The 23,005-nt window shown below is 28.1% G+C and carries 19 protein-coding genes; 18 read left to right on the top strand and 1 reads right to left on the bottom strand.

All coding sequences use genetic code 11. From position 1 onward, the window contains the following. The first annotated feature begins 2 nt into the window (after positions 1-2). The 18 genes from FDK22_RS14530 to FDK22_RS14445 all read left to right on the top strand — a co-directional run bounded on the left by FDK22_RS14530 (position 3) and on the right by FDK22_RS14445 (position 22,717). Positions 3-3,080 carry an efflux RND transporter permease subunit gene (locus FDK22_RS14530; RefSeq protein WP_138153711.1) on the top strand — a complete coding sequence of 1,026 codons (3,078 nt, stop codon included), beginning with the start codon at positions 3-5 and terminating at the stop codon, positions 3,078-3,080. A 12-nt stretch (positions 3,081-3,092) separates the two neighbouring features. Beyond that, positions 3,093-3,797, top strand: coding sequence for an efflux RND transporter periplasmic adaptor subunit (locus tag FDK22_RS14525; RefSeq protein WP_138153710.1), 705 nt, complete (start codon positions 3,093-3,095; stop codon positions 3,795-3,797). Continuing rightward, on the top strand, positions 3,790-4,935 hold the full coding sequence (locus tag FDK22_RS14520; protein ID WP_138153709.1) for a TolC family protein: 1,146 nt from the start codon (positions 3,790-3,792) through the stop codon (positions 4,933-4,935). The genes FDK22_RS14525 and FDK22_RS14520 overlap by 8 nt, the downstream gene beginning before the upstream one ends. Before the next feature lie 79 nt (positions 4,936-5,014). Further along, on the top strand, positions 5,015-5,557 hold the full coding sequence (gene hpf / locus FDK22_RS14515; protein WP_138153708.1) for a ribosome hibernation-promoting factor, HPF/YfiA family: 543 nt from the start codon (positions 5,015-5,017) through the stop codon (positions 5,555-5,557). 73 nt (positions 5,558-5,630) lie between these two features. Continuing rightward, a complete protein-coding gene (der, locus tag FDK22_RS14510; RefSeq protein ID WP_138153707.1) occupies positions 5,631-7,064 on the top strand; it encodes a ribosome biogenesis GTPase Der in 1,434 nt (477 codons plus the stop codon). 26 nt (positions 7,065-7,090) lie between these two features. Further along, positions 7,091-8,680, top strand: coding sequence for a SulP family inorganic anion transporter (locus FDK22_RS14505; protein WP_138153706.1), 1,590 nt, complete (start codon positions 7,091-7,093; stop codon positions 8,678-8,680). Beyond that, positions 8,673-9,308, top strand: coding sequence for a uroporphyrinogen-III synthase (locus FDK22_RS14500; protein ID WP_138153705.1), 636 nt, complete (start codon positions 8,673-8,675; stop codon positions 9,306-9,308). Before FDK22_RS14505 ends, FDK22_RS14500 begins: the two co-directional genes overlap by 8 nt. Positions 9,309-9,548: 240 nt before the next feature. Beyond that, positions 9,549-10,817: a phosphoribosylamine--glycine ligase gene (gene purD / locus FDK22_RS14495; RefSeq protein ID WP_138153704.1), complete on the top strand. Its 1,269-nt coding sequence runs from the start codon at positions 9,549-9,551 to the stop codon at positions 10,815-10,817. A 14-nt stretch (positions 10,818-10,831) separates the two neighbouring features. Further along, positions 10,832-11,263: an RDD family protein gene (locus tag FDK22_RS14490; RefSeq protein ID WP_138153703.1), complete on the top strand. Its 432-nt coding sequence runs from the start codon at positions 10,832-10,834 to the stop codon at positions 11,261-11,263. Beyond that, positions 11,256-13,403 carry an LPS-assembly protein LptD gene (locus tag FDK22_RS14485; protein WP_138153702.1) on the top strand — a complete coding sequence of 716 codons (2,148 nt, stop codon included), beginning with the start codon at positions 11,256-11,258 and terminating at the stop codon, positions 13,401-13,403. Before FDK22_RS14490 ends, FDK22_RS14485 begins: the two co-directional genes overlap by 8 nt. A 3-nt stretch (positions 13,404-13,406) precedes the next feature. Continuing rightward, positions 13,407-14,063 carry a phosphoribosyltransferase gene (locus tag FDK22_RS14480; RefSeq protein ID WP_138153701.1) on the top strand — a complete coding sequence of 219 codons (657 nt, stop codon included), beginning with the start codon at positions 13,407-13,409 and terminating at the stop codon, positions 14,061-14,063. Then, positions 14,064-16,247, top strand: a complete 2,184-nt coding sequence (locus FDK22_RS14475; protein WP_138153700.1) for a polyribonucleotide nucleotidyltransferase — start codon at positions 14,064-14,066, stop codon at positions 16,245-16,247. It begins immediately after the preceding gene. Positions 16,248-16,484: 237 nt separating this feature from the next. After that, a complete protein-coding gene (locus FDK22_RS14470; RefSeq protein ID WP_138153699.1) occupies positions 16,485-16,853 on the top strand; it encodes a response regulator in 369 nt (122 codons plus the stop codon). Positions 16,854-16,867: 14 nt separating this feature from the next. Beyond that, positions 16,868-18,955 carry a chemotaxis protein CheA gene (locus tag FDK22_RS14465; protein ID WP_138153698.1) on the top strand — a complete coding sequence of 696 codons (2,088 nt, stop codon included), beginning with the start codon at positions 16,868-16,870 and terminating at the stop codon, positions 18,953-18,955. A gap of 5 nt (positions 18,956-18,960) precedes the next feature. Beyond that, positions 18,961-19,806 (top strand): CheR family methyltransferase, encoded by an 846-nt coding sequence (locus tag FDK22_RS14460; RefSeq protein WP_138153697.1) that lies wholly within the window; start codon positions 18,961-18,963, stop codon positions 19,804-19,806. Continuing rightward, positions 19,803-20,486 (top strand): chemotaxis protein CheD, encoded by a 684-nt coding sequence (locus tag FDK22_RS14455; RefSeq protein ID WP_138153696.1) that lies wholly within the window; start codon positions 19,803-19,805, stop codon positions 20,484-20,486. The genes FDK22_RS14460 and FDK22_RS14455 overlap by 4 nt, the downstream gene beginning before the upstream one ends. 18 nt (positions 20,487-20,504) lie before the next feature. Continuing rightward, complete coding sequence (cheB, locus tag FDK22_RS14450) at positions 20,505-21,590, top strand: chemotaxis-specific protein-glutamate methyltransferase CheB (RefSeq protein ID WP_138153695.1); 1,086 nt, start codon at positions 20,505-20,507, stop codon at positions 21,588-21,590. A gap of 74 nt (positions 21,591-21,664) precedes the next feature. Beyond that, positions 21,665-22,717 (top strand): tyrosine-type recombinase/integrase, encoded by a 1,053-nt coding sequence (locus FDK22_RS14445; RefSeq protein ID WP_138153694.1) that lies wholly within the window; start codon positions 21,665-21,667, stop codon positions 22,715-22,717. Positions 22,718-22,723: 6 nt separating this feature from the next. Here the strand turns inward: FDK22_RS14445 and FDK22_RS14440 are convergent, their stop codons facing one another. Continuing rightward, complete coding sequence (locus tag FDK22_RS14440) at positions 22,724-23,002, bottom strand: hypothetical protein (RefSeq protein ID WP_138153693.1); 279 nt, start codon at positions 23,000-23,002, stop codon at positions 22,724-22,726. Between the last annotated feature and the right edge of the window lie 3 nt (positions 23,003-23,005).

Here is a 23,005-nt window from a genome sequence, read left to right as displayed (position 1 = left end):
AAATGAATAAAATAATAGAATATTTTCTTGAAAATTCAAGGTTAAATCATACACTTTTACTTTTTATCTTGATAATGGGAATCTTTGGATATTACAAAATACCAAAAGAGATGTTTCCAACTGTCACATTAGAAAGTATACAAGTAAATGGAAGTTATAGTGGTGCTAGTGCAAGTAGTTTAAATAATTTTGCTGTTGTAGAGTTAGAAAATCAAATAGATACTATTTCTGGTATAGAAGAGGTAAGCTCAACTATTACAAATGGTAGTTTTTCAATTAAAATTGAACTACAAGATGGAGTAGATAAAAAAGAGATTCAAGATGAAGTAAAAGATGCTGTTAGTTCAGCTAAAAAATATTTCCCAAGTGATATGACAGAACCAACAGTTAGTTCTGTTCAAAGACAAATGTCATTGATGAACGTCTCAATTCTTTCTCAAAATAGATCAAAAAAAGAACTTCTTGATATCTCAAAAGACTTAAAAACAAAACTGCTTTCAGTTTCAAATATTAGTGAGATTCAAATATATGGTGATAGTGAACTTCAAATTGATATTTTACTAGACCATAAAAAAATTGATATGTATGGATTAGAAAGCTCTTCTGTTATTAGTGCTATTGGTAATTTATCCTATATATATCCTGTAGCACAAATAGAACAAACAGGTAATCATGTATATTTAAGTGCAAACAATAATAAGTTTAATAAAACCACTTGGGAAAATACTATATTAAAAGTTGACTCTAAAGCAGTCTATTTAAAAGATATTGCAAATATTTCAATTGATTATCCAATAGATGAGACTATCTCTAGATTAAATGGACAAACAACAATCTCATTTAACATATATAAAGATGATGTTGGTGATTCAATTGCTATAGCTAAAAAAGTTAAAAATATTTTAGCTAATTATGAACAAGAAACAGAAGATTTAACTATGGAAATTACTAGAGATAGTAGTGAACCTGTTGATGATAGAATTAAAACTATTATTGCAAATATCACCTTAGGTCTTATACTAGTTGGTTTATGTATGCACTTATTAATTAGCCCAAGGTTATCAATAGTAATTGTAATGGGGATTCCTTTTTCATTTATTTTAGCCTTATTAGTAATTGAACAATTCGGCTTTAGTTTAAATATGATTTCATTAATGGCAATGTTGATATCTTTAGGTATCGTAGTTGATGATGCAATTATTGTAAGTGAAAACATACAAAGACATCTTGATGAAGGTAAAAAGCTCAATGATGCAGTTTTAATTGGTGCAAAAGAGATGATTGCACCTGTTTTAATTGCTGCTTTTACTACAATATTTGCTTTTTTACCTATGCTTCTAATAAGTGGTGAATTAGGTAATCTTATGAAGCTTGTTCCAATTGTAATATCAGTACTTATTTTTGCATCATTAATTGAGTCATTTATTTTTCTTCCACTTCATGCAAAGCATATTTTAAAAAGAAAAGATAAAATGCTTGACTGGACAAAAGCTTACAACTTTTACGAAAATATTTTACATAAAATAATACATTTTAAAAAGATATTTCTTTTGTCTTTTTTTATCATTGTTCCTGCTTTAACTTATTTACTTATTACAAATAGTAGATTTCAAATGATGCCTGATTTAGATTTTGGAAGTATTACTGTATCAGTAAAATTAGATGAATCTTTAGGATTAAAAGAAACAAATGAAGTAGTTAAAAAATATGAAAAACTATTACTAGAAAATAAAAATGAGATTTTTATTAAAAATATTGACACCACCGTAGGTAGGTTTTCAAATATAGCAAGTGATAGTGAAACTATTGAAAATGGATTTAATTTAAATATTGAACTTGAAGATTTTAAAGAGGATAATTTTTTAGAAAAATATGTAAATCCCGTTTTAAGTCTTAGTTTTGATTTCGAAAGAAAGGATAAAATTCGAACTATTGACACACAAACAGCAATGAATCAAATAAGAGAGTTGATTAATCCTTTAGTAAAAGAAGATAAAGCAGTTGAATTTAATATTGTTACAAGAAGAATAGGTATTGTAAAAACTGATATTGAACTAAATTTAAGTAGCGATGATAAAAGTTTACTTCTTAAAAGTATCGATAAAATAAAAAAAGAATTATCAAATATAGATGGTGTAAAGGATGTAACAGATAATACCCAATTAGGTGAAAGTGAGTACAAGTTTTCATTAAATTCTTATGCACAATCTTTAGGGCTTACAGATAGTACAATTGCAACACAAGTTGCAAATTTCTTTATGGAAAAAGATCAAGCTAATACTTTTAACAATGACGGAGTAATTGATATTATAACTCAATCAATTTATAAAGATAGTATTGATGAGATGAAACACTTCTTAATTAATATAGATGACAAAAAAATTGAGCTACAAGAGTTAGTTGATTTCAAGATTGAAAGAAACTTTGAAAAAATAGAAAAAGAAGATGGTGAAATACAAAAGAAAATCTATGCAAATATAGAAAAAAGTGTAACAAGTTCAAATGAAGTATTAGCTCAAATTGATCCACTTTTAAAAGAGATTTCTAATACTAATATGAAGATTTTTTATGGGGGAGAGCGTGAAAAAAGTGCTCAAATGGCTAGTGATATGTTAAAAGCTTTTTTAGTTGGTTTATTTTTAATTTTCTTAACCTTATTAATAAACTTCCCATCTTTTAAAAGTGCTTTTATTATTCTTTCAGTTATTCCTTTTACAGTTTTTGGTGCTGTATTAGGACATACCATAATGGGAATAAATTTAAATTCCCAATCATTTATAGGTATGTTAGGCCTTGCAGGAGTTGTTATTAATGATGGTATTATTATGTTAGACTTTTTACATGGAACTAAAAATAAATCAGAGTTTTATAAAAAAGCTAAACAAAGGGTAAGACCTATATTAATTACATCAATTACAACTATCTTAGGTTTATCTACATTGATATTCTTCCCAACAGGAGAATCAGTTATGCTTCAACCAATTGCCATATCTTTAGGATTTGGTATAGCTTGGGGTACGATTTTAAATTTAATTTATGTACCAGCATTATATGCAACAATATTCAAAATAAAAGACTAAAAGGATTTAACTATGAAAAAACTTATATTTTTATTATTACCACTATTTTTATATTCACAAACTTATATGGCCAAAATTGAACCATATGAAGAGTTTATTATTTATGCTCAAGCCTCAGGACAAATTATTAAACTAGACAAAAATGATGAAACAAAAATTGTAACAAAGGAACTTATCAGAATTGATGATTCTTTAGAACAAAAAGAGTTAAAAATTTATCAAAACCAATTAAAGTTATACAACAAAAAATTATCAATTGCCCAAAGTAATTATGAAAAATTTATAAATATTAGAGGTAAAAGTCAATCTGATAAAGATGACAAGTATTATGATATTTTAGATTTAAAAATAAATATTGATTCTATAAAATTATCAATTGCCTCATTAAAAGATACAATCTCAAAAAAGAGTATAAAAGTAAATAAGTTATATATCAAGCAATTTGATGTAGATAAAAATGATTATGTTTCAACTGGTACACAATTGGCCACTGCAATGAATATATCTAAATCTAAACTAGTAGTTTATGTTAGTAAAGATGATTATGAAAACATATCAAAAAAGAAAGTTTATATTAATGATGAAAAAGGTCTTGCAAAAATAAAAAAAATAGATAAAACACTAGATAAAACATATGTATCGGCCCATAAAGTAGTTTTAACTTTAGATAATAATGAATTTGGACAAATTATGAAAGTTGAGTTTAAAGATGAATAATAAAATATTAATTACAAGTTTAGTTTTTTGTTCATCTTTAACTGCCAATGAAGAGATAAACTTATTCTCTCCTACACAAAAATCTATTATAGAAACAAAAGAAAAAATCATTAATGAGGATAAAAAGTTAAATCAAAAAAGTTGGCTATCAGATATTAATATAAGTTCGAATATTTCTGAAGACAATAATGGCAATACTTCTAAAAGTATGAGTCTATCATACGAACAAGATATATTTAAATTTGGTGGAATTTTTGAAACAATAGATTTAGCAAAAATACAAGAACAGTATGATTTGCTTGATTTAAAAATAACCTTCAGTGAATATTTAAACAATATATATTCAAACACATTAAATGCAAAGATAACAGATCTAAGTATTGAAAAACAAAAATTAACAATTTTAAACAAAGAGATAGACTTAGCAATTTTAAAAAGTGAATATAGTGCAGGTGAGGTTGGAATCTCTGATTTAAATGATACAATTATGGAAAAGAATACATTAGAAGAGGAGTTGATTAATCTATTTAAATCAAAAAAACAATATCTTCTTAGTTTAAAACAATATACAAATAAAGATTATCAAAATATTGATATACCAAATTTGAAAATTAAAAAATTAGATGATTTTATAAAAAATTCAAAAGATGTAAATTTATCTGTTTATAGTGAAGAGATTGCAAAAAGTACTTATAAAATCAAAAAGACTGACTATATGCCAACAATATCTTTTTCATCAAGTTATAACAAAAATTATGAAAATACAGAGGATGAAACATATAACTATGGTGTAAACCTAACAATACCAATTAGTTTTTCAACCTTAAATGATATTGAAAAATCAAAACTTGAATACCTTTTATCAAAAAATGAAAAAGAACAAAAAATCATAGATGAATCAATGGAATACGAAAAACTAATACAAAATATTGAAACCTATGAAAATTTAAAAAATATAGCAAATAAAGATATTATATTATATGAAGAACTACTACAAACAGTAAAAGATGAATACAATGCAGGTTATAAAGCAATAGAAGATGTGGAAGTGTTATCAAATACTAAAAAAATGAGAGAATTGGATTTGAAAATTAATGATTTAAATATACAACTTGAACTAATTACTATGTATTATTAAAGCTTTTTTCAAAATAGTAGTTATAATTAATAATTAGTATGTTAAAATAATATTACTATATAAGCAAAAGGAGTATGTTATGAATACAAGTATTGTAGGAAGACACATAGAATTAACCGAACCTATTAAAGATTATGTTAATAGTTCAATTGAGATTTTCAAAAAATATAATTTAGATATTATATCTGTAAACGCAATTATTGACCAAGAAGAAAAAAATGGAAGAAAAGCATTTACTTTTGAATTTACGTTAAATATCGCACATTTAGATACTGTTGTTGTAAAACAAAAAGATAAAGATTTATATTCAGCAATTGATATCGCTGTAGATAGAGTTTCAAAAGTTTTAAGAAGACACCATGATAAAATCACGGGTCATAAAGCTACAAAATTAACAGAAGTTGCAGCTGCAGAGATTGAAGATCAAATAGCTAACGAATTAGAGAAATTTGAAGATGAAATCTTCCCAGTAAGACTTACTTCTTATAAACCAATGGATATTCAAGAGGCATTAGATGATTTAAAAGGTTCTGATGCTCAATTTAAAGTATTCTTTGACAAAGATGATAATATGAGAGTATTATACAAATCAAAAGATGAAGGAAAATTTGGATTATATTAAGATATAATCTAATGTTTCTTAAAGGTATTAGCTTAAGGCTAATACCTTTTTTATTTTAAAGGAAAAAGTTTACATGACAAACGAACTGAAAAAAATTGCATTGATTGGACAACCTAATGTTGGAAAATCATCATTATTTAATAGAATTGCAAAAAAAAGAATTGCTATTGTTTCTGATATGGCTGGTACAACTAGGGATATTAGAAAGCATGAGGTTGAAATCCTTGATAGAGATGCACTTATGCTTGACACAGGGGGTATAGATGATACAAACGATGCTATATTTTCTAATGTAAAAAGAAAAGCAGTAGAGTGTGCTAAAGAGGCTGATATAATACTTTTTATGGTCGATGGTAAAAAGATACCAGATGAAAAGGATAAAGAATTATTTTATGAGCTTCAAACTCTAGGTAAAAAATTAGCTTTAGTGGTAAATAAAATAGATAACGACAAAGAAAAAGATGAAAGACTTTGGGCTTTCTTTGAATTTGGTATTGATGAAGAAAATCTTTTTGGTATTTCAGTTTCACATAATAGAGGAACAAAATCTTTATTTGAATGGATTTGGGAAAAATTACCACCAAGAGTTGAAGAAGAAGTTATAAACTACGAAGTAGATGATGATGACTACTTAGAAGATTTTTTAGCTCCAGTTGAAGATATAAATGAGTCAGCTGATTTCCAAGATGATGGTGAGATAAGAGTTGCCATTATAGGTAGAACAAATGTTGGAAAATCTTCAATTCTAAATGCACTTGTTGGAGCAGAAAGATCAGTTGTTTCTCCAATTGCAGGAACAACTATTGACCCAGTTGATGAATCTTTTGAGTATAAAGATAAAAATATTACCTTCGTTGATACAGCAGGTCTAAGAAGAAGAGGTAAGATTGAAGGAATTGAAAAATTTGCTTTAATGAGAACAAAAGAGATGCTTGAAATTGCAAATCTTGCTTTAGTTGTTTTAGATGCCTCAGAAGAACTATATGATTTAGATGAAAAAATTGCAGGTTTAGTTGATCAATATGGTTTAGGGACTATTATTGTTTTAAATAAATGGGATGAAAATAGAGAAGATTTTAAAGAGTTTGAAGAAAAGGTGCGAAGAAAATTTAAATTTTTATATTATGCACCTATAATTGCCGTTTCAGCAAAAACAGGTAGAAGTATCGATAGATTAAAAGACAAATTAGTTGAGATTTATGAAAACTATAGTCAAAGAGTTCCAACCTCAACACTAAATAAGGCAATTGAAACAGCGGTAATGAGACATGCTCTTCCAAGTCCTGCAGGTAATTTTCTTAGAATTTATTATTCTACACAGTTTGAAACAAAACCTCCAAGAATTGCACTTATTATGAATAAACCTAAACTTTTACATTTTTCATATAAAAGATATTTAATAAACTTTTTAAGGGATAATATAAACTTTGAAGGTACACCTATTCATCTTGTAGCAAGAGGAAAAGGACAAAGAGAAGAGAGTGAGGAAGAGTTAGAAGACTTTTAAAAACTCATTTAGTGGGAGAGTTTTGAATGATTAGCATTAACAATTTAAAAAATGATGTTCTTGGTGGTATCACAGCAGCCGTTGTTGCATTACCTTTAGCTTTAGCATTTGGTGTTGCAAGTGGTGCTGGTGCAATTGCAGGTATATATGGTGCAATCATTTTAGGTTTTTTCGCTGCACTGTTTGGTGGTACTTCAACACAAATATCAGGACCAACTGGACCAATGACAGTTGTAACAGCAACGGCAATTGCTGCTTTTCCTGGTGATATTAACACTGTTATGACAATAATATTTCTATCAGGGTTGATTCAAATCTCTTTTGCTGTTATAAAAATTGGTAAATGGATTCAGTTTATTCCATATCCTGTTATCTCAGGGTTTATGAGTGGAGTAGGTGTTATTATTATTATCTTACAAATAAATCCTTTTTTAGGGGTAGATTCGCAACCTTCAATACTGTTAACTGTATTAAACTTTATGGATACAATATCACAAACTAATAAAGATGCACTGATAATTGCTTCTATTACACTAGGAATTATGTTTTTAACTCCTAAAAAAGTTAGACAAATTATTCCTCCTGCACTAATTGCATTAATTGCAGTAACATATTTATCATTTTATTTAAATTTAAATGTACCTAAGATTGGTGAAATTCCTACAGGATTACCAGAGATTACATTACCTATAAACTTTAGTTTTGTAAATCTAAAAGAGATAATTACATTATCTATTACTTTAGCTTTATTAGGCTCTATTGACTCGTTATTAACCTCTTTAGTTGCCGATAATATGACAAAAACAAAACATAGACCAAATCAAGAATTAATTGGACAAGGTATTGGTAACTCTATATGCTCACTTTTTGGAGCAATCCCTGGAGCAGGTGCAACTATGAGAACAGTTATAAATATTAATAGTGGAGGAACTACAAAAATTTCTGGAATGGTTCATTCTTTTACACTATTACTTATTGTTTTATTTCTTGCTCCATTAGCATCGCAAATACCATTGGCTGTACTTTCAGGTATTTTGATAAAAGTTGGATTTGATATTCTAGATTATAAATTTATTAAGATTATTAAAAAAGTAAATAAGAGAGATTTACTTGTAATGGTTACAGTATTACTTTTAACAATTTTTGTAGATTTAATTATGGCAGTTGGAGTGGGTATAACAATTGCTTCTATAATGGCAATATATAAAGTATCAAAGGGTACTCAAATAAAAACTGTTAGAAATATAAAAAAATCATCTTTTGATATTGATATAGATAACAACTCTATTTATACTATTAAGATTAATGGTGAGTTATTTTTTGGTACTGCATCAATCTTAGATGAAAAAATTGATAGAATTGATGATAATATTAAAACAATTATAATTGATTTTAAAAATGCCTTTTCATTGGACTTATCTGCAATTTTTATTTTAGAAAATATAATTGACAAATTGAAAAAAAGAGGAATGAATGTAATCTTTATTTCAAAATATAGACATAGAAAAACTATAATGCAATTAGATCAAGATGATATATTTAAAAAAATAAAAATATTTACTAATATTGATGATGCTATAAATTATGTACAGCATAAAGAGATTGTTAATGGCTAAAACATACCTTTTAAATAATCAAAAATTTGATGGTGTTATAAATTTAGAAGTTTTTAAAATAAAATATATTCCATCTAGTTTTGATTTAAAAAAATATGATGCCTTAATTATAACTTCAAAAAATGCTATTTATTCTTTAAATAGTTTTAATGATGATTGGATAAAAGTACCTTGTTATGCAATAGCTAAAAAAACTGCTGATATTATATTAAAAAATGGCGGGATAGTAGAATATACAGGTTCTAGTGGACATGGTAATGATTTTGCTAAAGAATTAAAAGATAAACTGGCGAATAAAAAAGTTCTTTATGTAAGAGCTAAAGAGGTTGCTTCAAATTTAGTAAATATATTAAAAGAGTCTAATACCGATATTGATGAATTAATTACATATGAAACTGTTTGCAATGATAAATTAAATATAGAATTAGAAAAAAATTCAACTATAATATTTACCTCCCCATCATCAGTTAATTGTTTTTTTAAAAACTATTCTTGGGATAAAAGTTTTAATGCAATTGTTATAGGTAAAACCACTTCTAAATGTTTACCTAATTATGTCAATTTTAAAATAAGCCCTGTTACATCAGTTGAAGAGTGTATAAAACTATCTCAAATGGTTACTTTTTAATCTTTTATTTAAACGAAATTAGCTAAAATTATTATAATCTAAGTAGTGCGGGATTTCCATTGTTGAGGGTCCGTTACTATATTTTTGTGGATGATTGTAATTTATACGGTGTTGAACGTTTGCTTTTGTATTCTCGTTCCTAAAGTATAATTCTTGTCTGCTAACGTTGGCTTTTGTGGGCCATTTTGATGGTTAACGGCTGCTTGGATTAATTTATTACTCATTATTAAGGACAATCTAGTGAACATTTTAATACTTGGTTCTGGTGGTAGAGAATACTCTATTGGACTAGCTATTTCTAAAGAAGAGGAAAATCATAACTTATTTTTTATGCCAGGAAATGGGGCAACTGACAATTTAGGTACAAATATAAATATTAAAGATTATAACGAATTAGCACAATGGGCAAAAGAAAATACAATTGATTTAACAATAGTAGGTCCTGAAGCTCCATTAGTAGATGGTGTTGTTGATATATTTAAAGAAAATGGTTTAACAGTATTTGGTCCAAGTAAAGCTGCAGCTCAGCTTGAAGGCTCAAAAGTGTATATGAAAAATATTCTTAAAAAGTATAACATACCAACAGCAGCGTTTATAGAAACTACTTCTGTAGAAGAAGCTCATGACTTCATTGATACAATGAATGAACCTATAGTTGTAAAAGCAGATGGCTTATGTGCAGGTAAAGGTGTAATTATAGCTCAAAGTAAAGAAGAAGCTAAAAAAGCAGCCTCTGATATGTTAAGTGGAGAATCTTTTGGAGATGCTGGAACTTCAATTGTTGTTGAAGAATATTTAGACGGTTATGAACTATCTATTTTTGCAATTTGTGATGGTGACAACTATAAAGTTTTACCTGCTGCTCAAGATCATAAAAGAGTAGGGGATGGAGATACTGGACCAAATACAGGTGGTATGGGTGCATATGCTCCAACTCCATTAGTAAATGATGATATTTATAAAAAAGTTGAAGAGAGAGTTATTAAACCAACACTAGAGGGTATGAAAAAAGAGGGTGCTCCTTTTGAAGGTGTATTATTTATTGGTGTTATGGTAGTAAATGGTGAACCAATTATTTTAGAATACAATGTTAGATTTGGTGATCCAGAGTGTGAAATTTTAATGCCTTTACTTGAAACTCCTGTTTCAGAACTTTTTTACAAAGGTGCAACTAAACAACTTGATAAATTAGATATTAAAATAAAAAATGAATATGGAGTTGCCGTTGTAATGGCAAGTGGAAACTATCCTTATGGTTCTAGCCCAGCTTCAGAAATAATAGTTGATGAAATAGTTGATGAAGAGATTTTAAATAATACACATATTTCTTATGCTGGTGTTAGTAAAGAGGATGGTAAACTTTTTGCTACTGGTGGAAGAGTTCTTCTTTGTGTCGGTTTTGGTGAAACAATCAAACAAGCAAGAGATAGAGCATATAAACTTTGTGGGCAAGTACATTTTGCTGGGAAAAAATGCAGAACTGATATTGCATATCAGGCACTAAAATAAGAGATTTGTTTTAGATGAATAACACTGATAATCTAGAATTAGCAACAATACGTTCAAGAACTTTAGCATTTGTTATTGATGATTTTCTTATCACTTTTATTGTTATTGCAATGTATTGGAATAGTATATCAAGTACAGGTGATGATTTAGCAACCCTTTTACTAATAATGAATGAATTTGTATGGCAAGTTTTATTTTTAAAATTTATATATCAAACTTTTTTTGTATGGTACTATGGAGCAACTATTGGTAAGATAGTAGCTAAAATCAGAGTTATTGATTATAACCATTTTGGTAGAGTTTCAATATTTACAGCAATGACTAGATCTATTCTTAGAATTATCAGTGAGATGTTCTTTTATATTGGATTTATTTTTGCTTTTTTTAATGATGGAAGACAAACATTTCATGACAAAATTGGAAGGACTTTAGTCGTTAATGCTTAGAAAATTTATTGCTACAGTAATTTTAGTTGCTTCTTTACATGCACAAGATGAAAAGTTTGAGATTATTGCTAATGATGTTAAAACAAGAGAAAACAATGTAGTTGTTGCAACTGGTAATGTAGTAATATATTCTAAAACCTATTATATCACTGCACAAAAAATAATCTATGATAAAGAAAAAGAAACTTTTGAATTGTTTGATGATGTTATGATTCTAAGGAATAATAACGTTCAATCAAAAAGTGACTATGCTTTTTTAGATATGAAAAATGATGGAATTTATCAAAAACCAACAATGTATTATGATGAATCAACATCAGTTTGGATTAGTTCAAATGAGTCAGATAAGAAAAAAGAAAAAATTTATATAGAAGATTCTATTGTTTCGAGTTGTGATTGTATTGACCCTGACTGGAGTATAAGATCTTCAAGTGCTGATTATGATACTGAAGATAAATGGATTAATATCTATAATCCAAGAATATATATGAAAGATATCCCTTTATTTTATTCTCCTTATTTAGGTTTTTCTACTGATAAATCAAGAAGAACAGGATTATTAATGCCTAGTTTTGGTTTATCTTCTTCAGAAGGGACTTTTTTCTCTCAACCAATCTATTTTGCACCTGCGAAAAACTATGATATAGAGTTTATACCACAAATTAGATCAGCTAGGGGTTTAGGTTTATACACATATTTTAGATATGCTGATTCACCAGATTCAATTTTTGAATTAAGTAGTGGATATTTTAAAGAAAAAAGTGACTATGTTAAAGAGTACAATTTAAGAAATACAGACCACTATGGTTTTGATTTAAAATACGAAAGATATAATCTATTCAATGGTAAAAAACTTGATACAACAGATGGTATTTATGTTGATTTAAACTATTTAAATGATATTGAATATAAAACCTTAGAAGATGAAAAATATAGAGATGATGTAGAGAGTAAAATTGAATCTAGAATTAACTATATTTATAACACACCAAACTATTTTTTAGGTTCTTATTTTCGATATTACATTGATACTACAAAAGATTCAAATGCTACTACATTACAAGAGTTACCAAAGGTTCAATTACATAGCTATTCAAGACCTTTATTTTTAGATAAACTATTGTATTCAGCCGATTTGAAAGTTACAAATCATTTTAGACGTGATGGAATAAGTGCTAATCAATATGAACTTAATGCTCCATTATCATACTCTTTTTCACTGCTTGATGATTACTTAAATTTTGAGATTAAACATTCATTATCTTTAAATAGATTTAACTATAGTAATTTTTCAACAACTAAATATGAAGATGGAACTTTTGCTGAAACAAATACAACTTTATCTTTAAATAGTGATTTAATAAAACCATATGATGATTATATCCATTCTGTAAACCTATTTACAGATTTTAATAAAGCTAACACAATAAAAGAAAATGGAGATTTAATTGGTGTTAATCTAATTAAAATTGACAATCCTATTTCCACAAATGATTTAAATAATAATCAAAGATATGATGAGCTCAGTTCTTTTCCTGTTGCAAAAAGTCAAGATACTATAGCTTTTGGTTTAAATCATTCTTTTTATGATAAAAACAGTTTAGAAGAGATAATAAAACATAAGATTAAACAAACTATTTTATACGAAGAGGATAATCCAAAGTTACAAAATTTAGAAAATGAGATTGTTTATAATTATATTCTTGGTTCTATGAAAAATAAATTTATATATAATCAACAAGATAAAAAATTTGTAGAAAGTTCAACTTCTTTTTCATTAAATTATAATAATTTTTATTTAAAACTTGGACATTATTTGGCTAGACAATCGGCTAATGCAGGTTTTGATGAAAATTTAGAATCATATACAATAGATTCTAGATATAAGTTATCAAATAGATATTCTATAGGGTATAGTACAAGATATAATATAGAAGAAAATTTAAGAACAAACCAAACCTTTAAATTTTCTATAAACGATAGTTGTTGGGATTTAAATCTAAAATATAAAAATGAGATTACTGCTGCATCTACAAACAATAATCTAGGAAGAATTGAACAAGATATTGTATATATAGAACTATTTTTAAAACCCTTAGGTGGTGTAATGCAAGAGTATGAAATAAATAAGGATAATTAAAACATGACGCCAGATAAAATATATTTTAAAAATAGAGATGTGGCTGCATATAGACTTATTGATATTCTTCCAATTAATAAAATGAAACTAGAAGATTGGACAGTTATTGCAAGTTCATATAATGGATACCCAATTGCAGAGATTATTGCCAATGAATTAAATGCAAAACTTGATATAATGTTTTCGAGGAAAATATTTTCACCTAATAATGATGAGTGTGAAATTGCTATTGTGACTGAAACTGAGGAAGTTGTAATTCATGAAGAATTAGTAAAAGCTTTTAATATTAGTTTAGATTTTGTTTTTTCAAAATCTAGATATATCTTTGATAATGAACTATCTTCTTGTGTAAACAAGTTTAGAAAAGGTAACAAATTAAAAGATTTAGAAAACAAAAACGTTTTACTAATAGATGAAGGTTTAAATACAAGTTTAACTATGATGGCTTGCATTAAAACTGCAATTCATCTTGGAGCAAAGTCAGTTTCAGTGGCAATACCAATTTTACCAACTGCTAGTATTCCTACAATAGAATCAATTGCAGATGACCTTTATTATGTAAAAAATCTTGATCATTTTATTAGTATCGATTTTTATTATGATGAGTTGGAAATGTTAACTTACGATGATGTAAAAAAATATAGAGAAAAAGGAAATTAGATGTCAACAGTGTGTGAGTTTGAGTTGAATGGAAAACAAGAAATATTTGAGTTTGGGAAGGTTGCCAAACAAGCTAATGGATCTGTATTAGCAAAATTAGGAAATGCTGTTGTTCTAGCTACGGTTGTAAGTGAATTTGATAATCCAGTTGAAGAAGATTTTACTCCTTTAACTGTTCAGTATGTAGAAAAAACATATGCCGCTGCAAAATTGCCAGGTGGTTTTATAAAAAGGGAAGCAAAACCAAGTGAATTTGAAACTTTAACATCGAGAGTTATTGATAGAAGTTTAAGACCACTTTTCCCAAAGGGTTATGTATATCCAACTACAATTACCGTAATTGTTCTAAGTGCAGATAAAGATGTTGATTTACAAGTTTTAGCTTTAAATGCTGCAAGTGCTGCCCTTTATACTTCTAACCTTCCAATTAAAAAATCAATTTCAGGTGTTAGAATTGCTAAAATTGAAGGTGAATATGTTGTTAATCCTTCAAGTTCACAATTAGAAGATTCAACTTTAGATCTTTATGTTGCAGGTTCAAAAGAGGAACTATTGATGATTGAGATGAAAGCTATTTCATCTGAAGAGATGGTTGAAGTTGATATTGAGGCATTTTCTAAAATTCACAAAACAAATGAAATGAATGAAGATCAGTTAGTTGAAGCAATTGCAGTTGCACAAGAGGCTTTAAAAGAGTCAAACGAGACTTATGAAAAAGCTTTTGAATCTGTTTGTAAAGAGATTTGTGAAGTTGAATTAGTTGAATTTACAATTGATGAAAAAGTAATTAACTATGTAAGAGACAACTATATCTCTAACGTTAAAGAAGCATTAAAAAAATTAGCAAAAAGTGAAAGAGCCACAGAGCTTAAAGATGTTGCAAAATTAATAGCAAAAGATGATTTTTGTGTTTCAAATGAGATTGAATTCTCAACTGTATATGAAGCTGTATCTATTGTAAAAAGAGAAGCAGTTAGAGCAATGATTGTAAATGATAAAGTTAGAGCTGATGGAAGAGGGTTAAGAGATGTAAGACCTATTACTATTGATACAAATATTTTACCATCTACTCACTCATCTTGTTTATTTACAAGAGGTGAAACACAAGCTTTAGTAGTTGGAACTTTAGCTGGACCAAAAGATGGTCAAATGTATGAGATTTTAACAGAAAAATCTACAAATGTAGAAAATTTCATGGTTCATTATAACTTCCCTGGTTTTTCAGTTGGTGAAGCAAAACCTATGTTTGGTGTAGGAAGACGTGAATTAGGTCATGGAAATCTAGCTAAAAAAGCTTTAGAGGCTACTATTGATAAAGATTATGATGAGACAGTAAGACTTGTTTCTGAAATTTTAGAATCTAATGGTTCTTCATCTATGGCTACTGTTTGTGGTGGTTCTTTAGCCCTAAAAGCAGCAGGAGTTCCTATTTCTAACCTAGTTGCTGGTGTAGCAATGGGTATGGTTGTTGAAGGTGATAATTATTCAGTTTTAACAGATATTATGGGATTAGAAGATCATGATGGAGATATGGATTTTAAAGTTGCTGGAACAAAAGAAGGAATCACTGCTTTACAAATGGATATAAAACTTGGTGGAATTGAATTATCAGTTTTAAAAGAAGCATTATTACAAGCAAAAGAGGGTAGAGAGCATATTTTAGGATTAATGGAAGAAGCATCTTTAGAAATTGTACCAAGTGAAGCTTTACCTTTAATTGAACAATTTGCAATTGATCCTAGTAAATTTATGGTAATAATTGGAAAAGCTGGAGCAACAATAAAAGAGATAATTGAAAGATTCTCAGTATCAATTGATTTAGATAGAGATACAGGTAATGTAAAAGTAAGTGGAGATAATAAACAAAATGTTTTAGATGCTTGTGAACATATAAAAACTATTTCAAATAATGCAAGCTCGAGAAAAGACAATCCAAAGAAAAATATAGACTTTGAAAAGTTATATCAAATAGATGAAGTTTTAACTGGTAAAGTAGTTAGACTTGCAGACTTTGGTGCCTTTGTAGAATTACCAAAAGGTGGTGAAGGGTTATTACATATTTCTAAAATCTCTAAACAAAGAGTTAAGAAAGTTGAAGATGTTTTAAATGTTGATGACTCTGTTGAAATAAAAGTATTAAAAGTAAAAAAAGACAGAATAGAATTAGCATCTAGTTCTTTATAAAAGAATAAAAGCTGAATACTCTATTCAGCTTTTATTTTACCTCACTAATAATTTTAATGTATTTATTAAAACTTATTTCTTTTTCCATTAATTATTAATTAATAAATACCCCTGACTCCTATAATAGCAACAATTTCCATTTCATAATAAATAGATTGAATTACTAAACTTAAATTAATATTTCTTTAGTTAATATAGTAAAAATAATATTTTTTCATTAAAAAACAAGGGGTTTTTATGGCTAAGCTTTTAATTGTTGATGATTCTACAATGTTGAGAGATATGCTTAATTATGCATTAAATGAAGGTGGTTACACTGATGTTGTAGAGGCAGTTGATGGTGTTGATGGACTAGAAAAGGCAAAGTCTCAAACTTTTGATCTTATTATAACAGATGTAAATATGCCAAATATGGATGGTTTGACACTTATTGGAGAATTAAGAAAGCTTTCTGCTTATTCAAGTAAACCAATTTTAGTTTTAACAACTGAAAGAAGTGATGAAATGAAAGCAAAAGGTAAAGCTGCAGGAGCAACAGGTTGGATTGTTAAGCCATTTGTTCCAGAACAATTGTTAAAAGCAGTTAATATTGTACTAAGTAGATAAAAAAAGGTTAAATTATGTCTGGATTTGATATTTCTAAATACAGAGAGATGTTTGTTGAGGAAGCTGAAGAGCTTTTCGAATCTGCGGATAATGTATTATTAGAAGCAGAAAACAACGGAACTCTAACTGATGAGGAGATGAGTCAACTTTTTAGAGATGTACACACGTTAAAAGGAAGTGGTGCATCTGTAGAATTGACTTTATTTGCTGAATTTACCCATGATGTTGAGAATATGATGGATAAATTAAGAAACCATGAAATTGAGTTTATTCCTGAAATGGCTGGAACTTTAATTGATGGTTTAGATGTAATGAAAGAGCTTTTAGATTTAGAAGTATCAGGTACACTTGATAGAGCAACTTTTGAAGATATGACAGCTTCATTACTTGAAGACATTAGAGCATATATTAGTGGGAAAATTCCTGAATCTGCTACTTCTTCTAATACTGTAGTAGAGACTGAAAAAAATGAAAACTTTGGTTTTTATGAACAAGAAATTAATGATGATAAATTTAATGTTTCATATGGATTTTTCAAAGAAGAAGACTTTGAGACAGAAGATGGTAAATATGGGTTCTTTGATGAAGAATTAGATAAAAAATCAGAAACTTATATAGCACCTGAAATTATACATGAAGATAATGATGACTTTGGATTCTTTGATGATATGCCAGACCTTTCTCCTGATTCTGAAATTATAGCTAATAATGAAGATCAAAAAGAGGAATTAGAAAAACCAGTGGAAATTAGTAACATTAAAGAAGAAGTAAAAATTGCAACTCCTGAAATGACAGAAACTCCTGTAAAAGCAGCTACCCCTACTGCAAGAACAGAAAGAAAAGCAAGACCTTCAAGAGAAGTTGAAAAAGAATCATCAAAAAAATCTTCATCTTCAAATATTAGAGTAAATCTTGATAAAATTGATTTACTTATGAATAATGTAGGTGACTTAGTTATTACAAATGCAATGCTAACTCAGTTTTCTACATCAATTGAAGAAACAAAAACAAGAAATGCAGTATTAGAAAGACTTGAACTTCTTGAAAGACACATTAGAGATATGCAAGATTCAATTATGAGTATCAGAATGGTACCAATGGAATCAATTTATTCAAAATTTCCAAAAGTTGTTAGGGATATCTCTAAAAAACTTGGTAAAAAAGTTGAATTCAAACACTATGGTGATGGTGTTGAGATTGATAAAGCTATGATTGAAGGATTAACTGATCCATTAATGCATATTATTAGAAATTCTCTTGACCATGGATTAGAAACACCAGATGTAAGAGTTGCTAATGATAAAGAAGAAACAGGTGCTATTACTATTTCTGCTGAGCAAGCTAATGGTCAGATGATTATTACCATTGAAGATGATGGAAAAGGTATTGATATTGAAAAAGTTGCTCAAAAAGCTTTAGATCAAGGTCAAATTGATGAAAATCAATATAAATCAATGAGTGACAATGAAAAAGCAATGTTAGTATTTGGAGCAGGTGTTTCAACTGCAGATAAAGTAACTGACATTTCAGGTCGTGGTGTAGGAATGGATGTTGTTAAAACAAATATTCAAAAACTTGGTGGAGCAATTAAACTAGATACAGAACTTGGGAAAGGTACTGTAATTACTATTATGTTACCACTTACACTTGCGATTTTAGATGGTCTTGATATTGCTGTTGGAGATCAAAAATATATCTTACCATTAAGTTCAATTGTTGAATCTTTACAACCAACTTCAGATATGATCAAAAAAATTGGAGATGGTTCTCAGGACTTATTAATGCTTAGAGAAGAGTTTATTCCTGTTGTAAGATTACATAATCTATTTGGAGTTGAACCAACTTTTGATAAACTAGAAGATGGTATGTTAATCGTTGTTAAATCAGGAAATCAAAAAGTTGCAATCTCTATTGATGAATTTTTAAACCAACACCAAGTAGTTGTAAAACCACTTGACAAAAATTTTAGAAGTGTTGAAGGTATTGGAGCTGCAACAGTTAGAGGTGATGGAAGTATTGGATTAATTCTAGATGTATTAGGAATAATTAATGCTCAAATAAAAATTGAAAAAGATATGAATATTGCTCAAAGAGCATCTTAACAAGTATGCTAGATAATAATGCTTTACATGATAGAGTAAAAAAAATACTTTATTCTTTGACTGGGATTACCCTCTCAGAGAATAAAGATATTATGATTGCAAACAGACTTCATAAATTAAAAAGAGACACAAAATACACTGGTGATATAGAAGAGTTATTAAAGACTATTGAAACAGAAGGTAATTATCAAAAAGAATTTATAAACTCTTTTACTACAAATAAAACACATTTTTTTAGAGAAGATTTCCACTTTACAGATTTAAAAGATAGAGTTTTACCTCAATTTGCAAAAAGTGGAGAGACTATAAAAATGTATTGTTCTGCATCTTCTACTGGTGAAGAGCCTTATTCAATGGCAATGACAGTTCTAGAAACTGCAGAAGAATTAAATAAAAATATAAAAGCAACAATTTTAGCTACAGACATTGATACAAATGTACTTCAATATGCTGCAAATGGTGTTTATAGGTATTCTAAATCCTCTAAAGAGTTTCCTTCGTGGATTAAACCCCAAAAATATTTTAAAAGAAGAGTTCAAAAAAATCTTGCATCAGAAGAAGTTTTAATAAAAGTAAAACCTGAATTGCAGAAAATGTGTACCTTTCAAGTAATGAATTTAAATGATCCCTCTTATCCATATGAAAAAAATCAATTTGATGTAATATTTTGTAGAAATGTATTAATCTATTTTTCTACAGTTGATCAAAATAAAATATTAAGAAAATTGTTTAATCATTTAAAAATAGGGGGGACTTTATATTTAGGACATTCAGAAAATCCCCACGATTTGATAAATTTTGTTCAAAGAATAGGGCAAAATATTTTCATTAAAACAAAGGAATTAACTTGATTATAATTGGACATAAAGATGGAAGTATAGAAAAAGCTTCAAATGCAAGATTTACTCAAAGAACAAAAGGTTTCTTAACTCATACTATTATTGGAGGTGAGTTTGCAGTGGGTAGAGATGAAGATAATATTGCATTTAAAACACTTCTTGGTTCATGTGTCGCAATTATGTTCTATGATACTGTACAAAAAATAAAAGGGATGAATCATTTCTTACTTCCAACTACAAATAGTACAAATGATGATATGAAATATGGACTTTACTCTGTTGAAGCAATGCTTAATGAAATGTATAAACTTGGTTGTAGTAAACAAAATATGACTGCAAAGATATCTGGCGGGGCTGACATTATGCAAATTAATGTTAGTAGCATATCAATAGGGCACAGAAATGTTGAATTTGCAAAAGATTTTTGTAAATCAGAAGGGTTTAAACTTATAAGTGAACATACAAGAGGTGAACACGGAAGATTAATTCTTCTAACTGATACCTTTCAAACTTTCATTAAAGTTACTCAAAAAAGTGAAACAGATAATAAAATTCTTAATGAAGAAAAAGCTCTTCAAACAGAAATTACAAAAGCACCAGTTATTAAAGAGTATGTTGGAGGAGTTGACCTATTTGGTAATGATACAACTATAAAAGCTGCTCAACCAGAGATGGAAATTGAATTATTCTAATAAGAGGATAGGGTAAGTATGTATACAGTTTTGGTTATTGATGATTCTCCATCAATGAGAAGAATTATAAAAGATATGATTAATAGTATTGATGAGTTTGAAGTAATTGCTGATGCATATGATGCATATGATGCTAGGGAAAAGATAAAAGAGTATGAACCTGATTTAGTAACTATTGATATTAATATGCCAAAAATGAATGGTGTTACATTCTTAAGGAACCTTATGCGTTTACACCCTATGCCAGCTGTTGTTATTTCAGGTGAATCTGTTAGGGGAAATGATATTTTTGATGATGGAGCTGTTGGATTTATTCCAAAGCCTGATTCTGGTGAATCTATGGCTGCATTTGCAAAAAGAATCAAAGAAAGTTTATTAAACCTAACTTTTCTTCTTAAAAGATACACATTAAAAAAACCAACCCCAAAAAAGAAAGTTATATCAAAAAAACATATGGATGTAGAAAGAAAAATACATCCGGATGAAGTTATTAGATCAACTCCGGCAAGAAGTAGTTTTGGAGCAAAAAAACTTATTGCAATTGGTTCATCAACAGGTGGGGTTGAATCACTTTTAAAGGTCTTTAAGAGTTTAACAAACAATCTTCCTCCCATTTTAATAACGCAACATATACCTTATGGATTTTCTAAATCTTTTGCTGATAGATTAAATGACAATTCATGCTTAACAGTTCACGAGGCAACTGATGGGATGATACTAGAAGAGGGGCATGCTTATTTGTCTCCTGGGAATATGCACTTAACCATTGAGAAAGTTGGTAGTGTTTACAAAACTAAATTACTTGATACTGTAAAAGTAAGTCATCATAGACCAAGTGTTGATGTAATGTTTAGATCAATCAACAATGTTGTTGGTGGTGGTTCAACTATGGCTATTATGATGACAGGTATGGGTGATGATGGTTCAATTGCAATGAAAGAACTATATGACAATGGTGCATACACAATTGCACAAAATGAAGAAAGTTGCGTAGTATTTGGTATGCCTGCAAAAGCTATACAAAAAGGTGCAGTAAAAGATATTGTACATTTAAATGAAATTGCACAGTATATAATTGATTTTAGTTCAGGTAAGAAAAGATAGGAGTATTAAGGTAGGATATATTATAATTTGGAAATTATAGTTTCCAAAAGTAAAATATATTATAAAGGCCTATTTTGAAATATCCACTAGATTTTAAATCATCTTTTAATAAAACTTATTTATTCTGGTTATCACGGTTTATTAGAAATAAAATCACTTCATTGTCAAATAGACAAGTTAAAGATAAAGAGCGTTTAGCAAAAATATTACAACAATTAGTTAAAGGCTTTGACTCAATTGAATTATTAAAAGATATTGTAAAAGAAGTTAGAAATATTGGAATCAATAGTATTCATGTCTATTTTATACCCCTTTCAAAACTATTTAATTTTTTAGACAATTATGGTGCTTCTTCTATGAAAGAGATAGATGAAGAATTATTAAGTGATTTCTTGGCAACTGAAACAAGTACATTATCAGATGCAACTAAAAAGAACTACAGAATTGCCCTTACAACTTTTTTTGGTTATATTGATAAACAAAACGAAGAATCTAATGGATTTGTATATAGATATGGTATTGAATTAAAAAACTGGGGTGGATTATCTGGAAAAAGTGGTACAAAACTGCCCTCTTTTATGCAAAAAGAAGAAGTTCAAAGATTTATTGAAGGTATTGATTTATACTCATTTAGTGTAAAAATTGCCGCTAGAAATAGACTTATAATAAAAATAATACTATATACAGGCATAAGAGTTAGTGAGGCAATTAATATTGATTTAAAAGATTTTAATAAAGATGAAGATGCTTATATAATACAAGTTCGAGGTAAGGGTAATAAACCTAGAGTTGTAATGATAAAAGAATCTATTATAAAAAAAGATCTTAGCTCTTGGATGGATATTAAATGTTGTGAAAATAACCTACTCTTTTGTAATCAAAAAGGAAAACCTTTAAGTCAAGCATATATTAGTAGTATAGTTGAAAAAATACTTTTAAGCGTAGGAATTAGAAAAGAGAAAAATGGTGCTCATATGTTAAGACATACATTTGCAACTATGCTTTATCAAAAAAGTAAAGATCTGATACTAGTTCAAGAATCATTAGGTCATGCAGATATAAATACATCTAGAATTTATACCCATTTTGATAAAGATAAATTGAAAAAGACTACAGATATTTTTTAACAGCTTCTACCATAAAGAAGCTGTTTCATAGTCATCTTCTTGATTATCCTCTATTTCTAAATATATCTCATCATCATAATCTAAATAAATAGAATATTCACCAATATTGATACTATTTTGAATATTTCTTTTATTCAAATAAGTGTCATCATTTCCAGAAGAAAGATCAGACAAATAGTATTCAACCATTGAAGGTGCCATTGTGTTAATACTAGCATCTAAGGAATCAAAGGAATCAACACCAAAAGTTGAAAATAAAGAAATCTTATTTAAAAGTAAAATCATATA

Origin of the sequence: Arcobacter arenosus, assembly GCF_005771535.1 — a bacterium.
In the GTDB taxonomy this organism is placed as follows: Bacteria; Campylobacterota; Campylobacteria; order Campylobacterales; family Arcobacteraceae; genus Halarcobacter; species Halarcobacter arenosus.
Note: the sequence above shows the minus strand (reverse complement) of the source record. Positions and strands in the feature narration are given on the sequence as shown.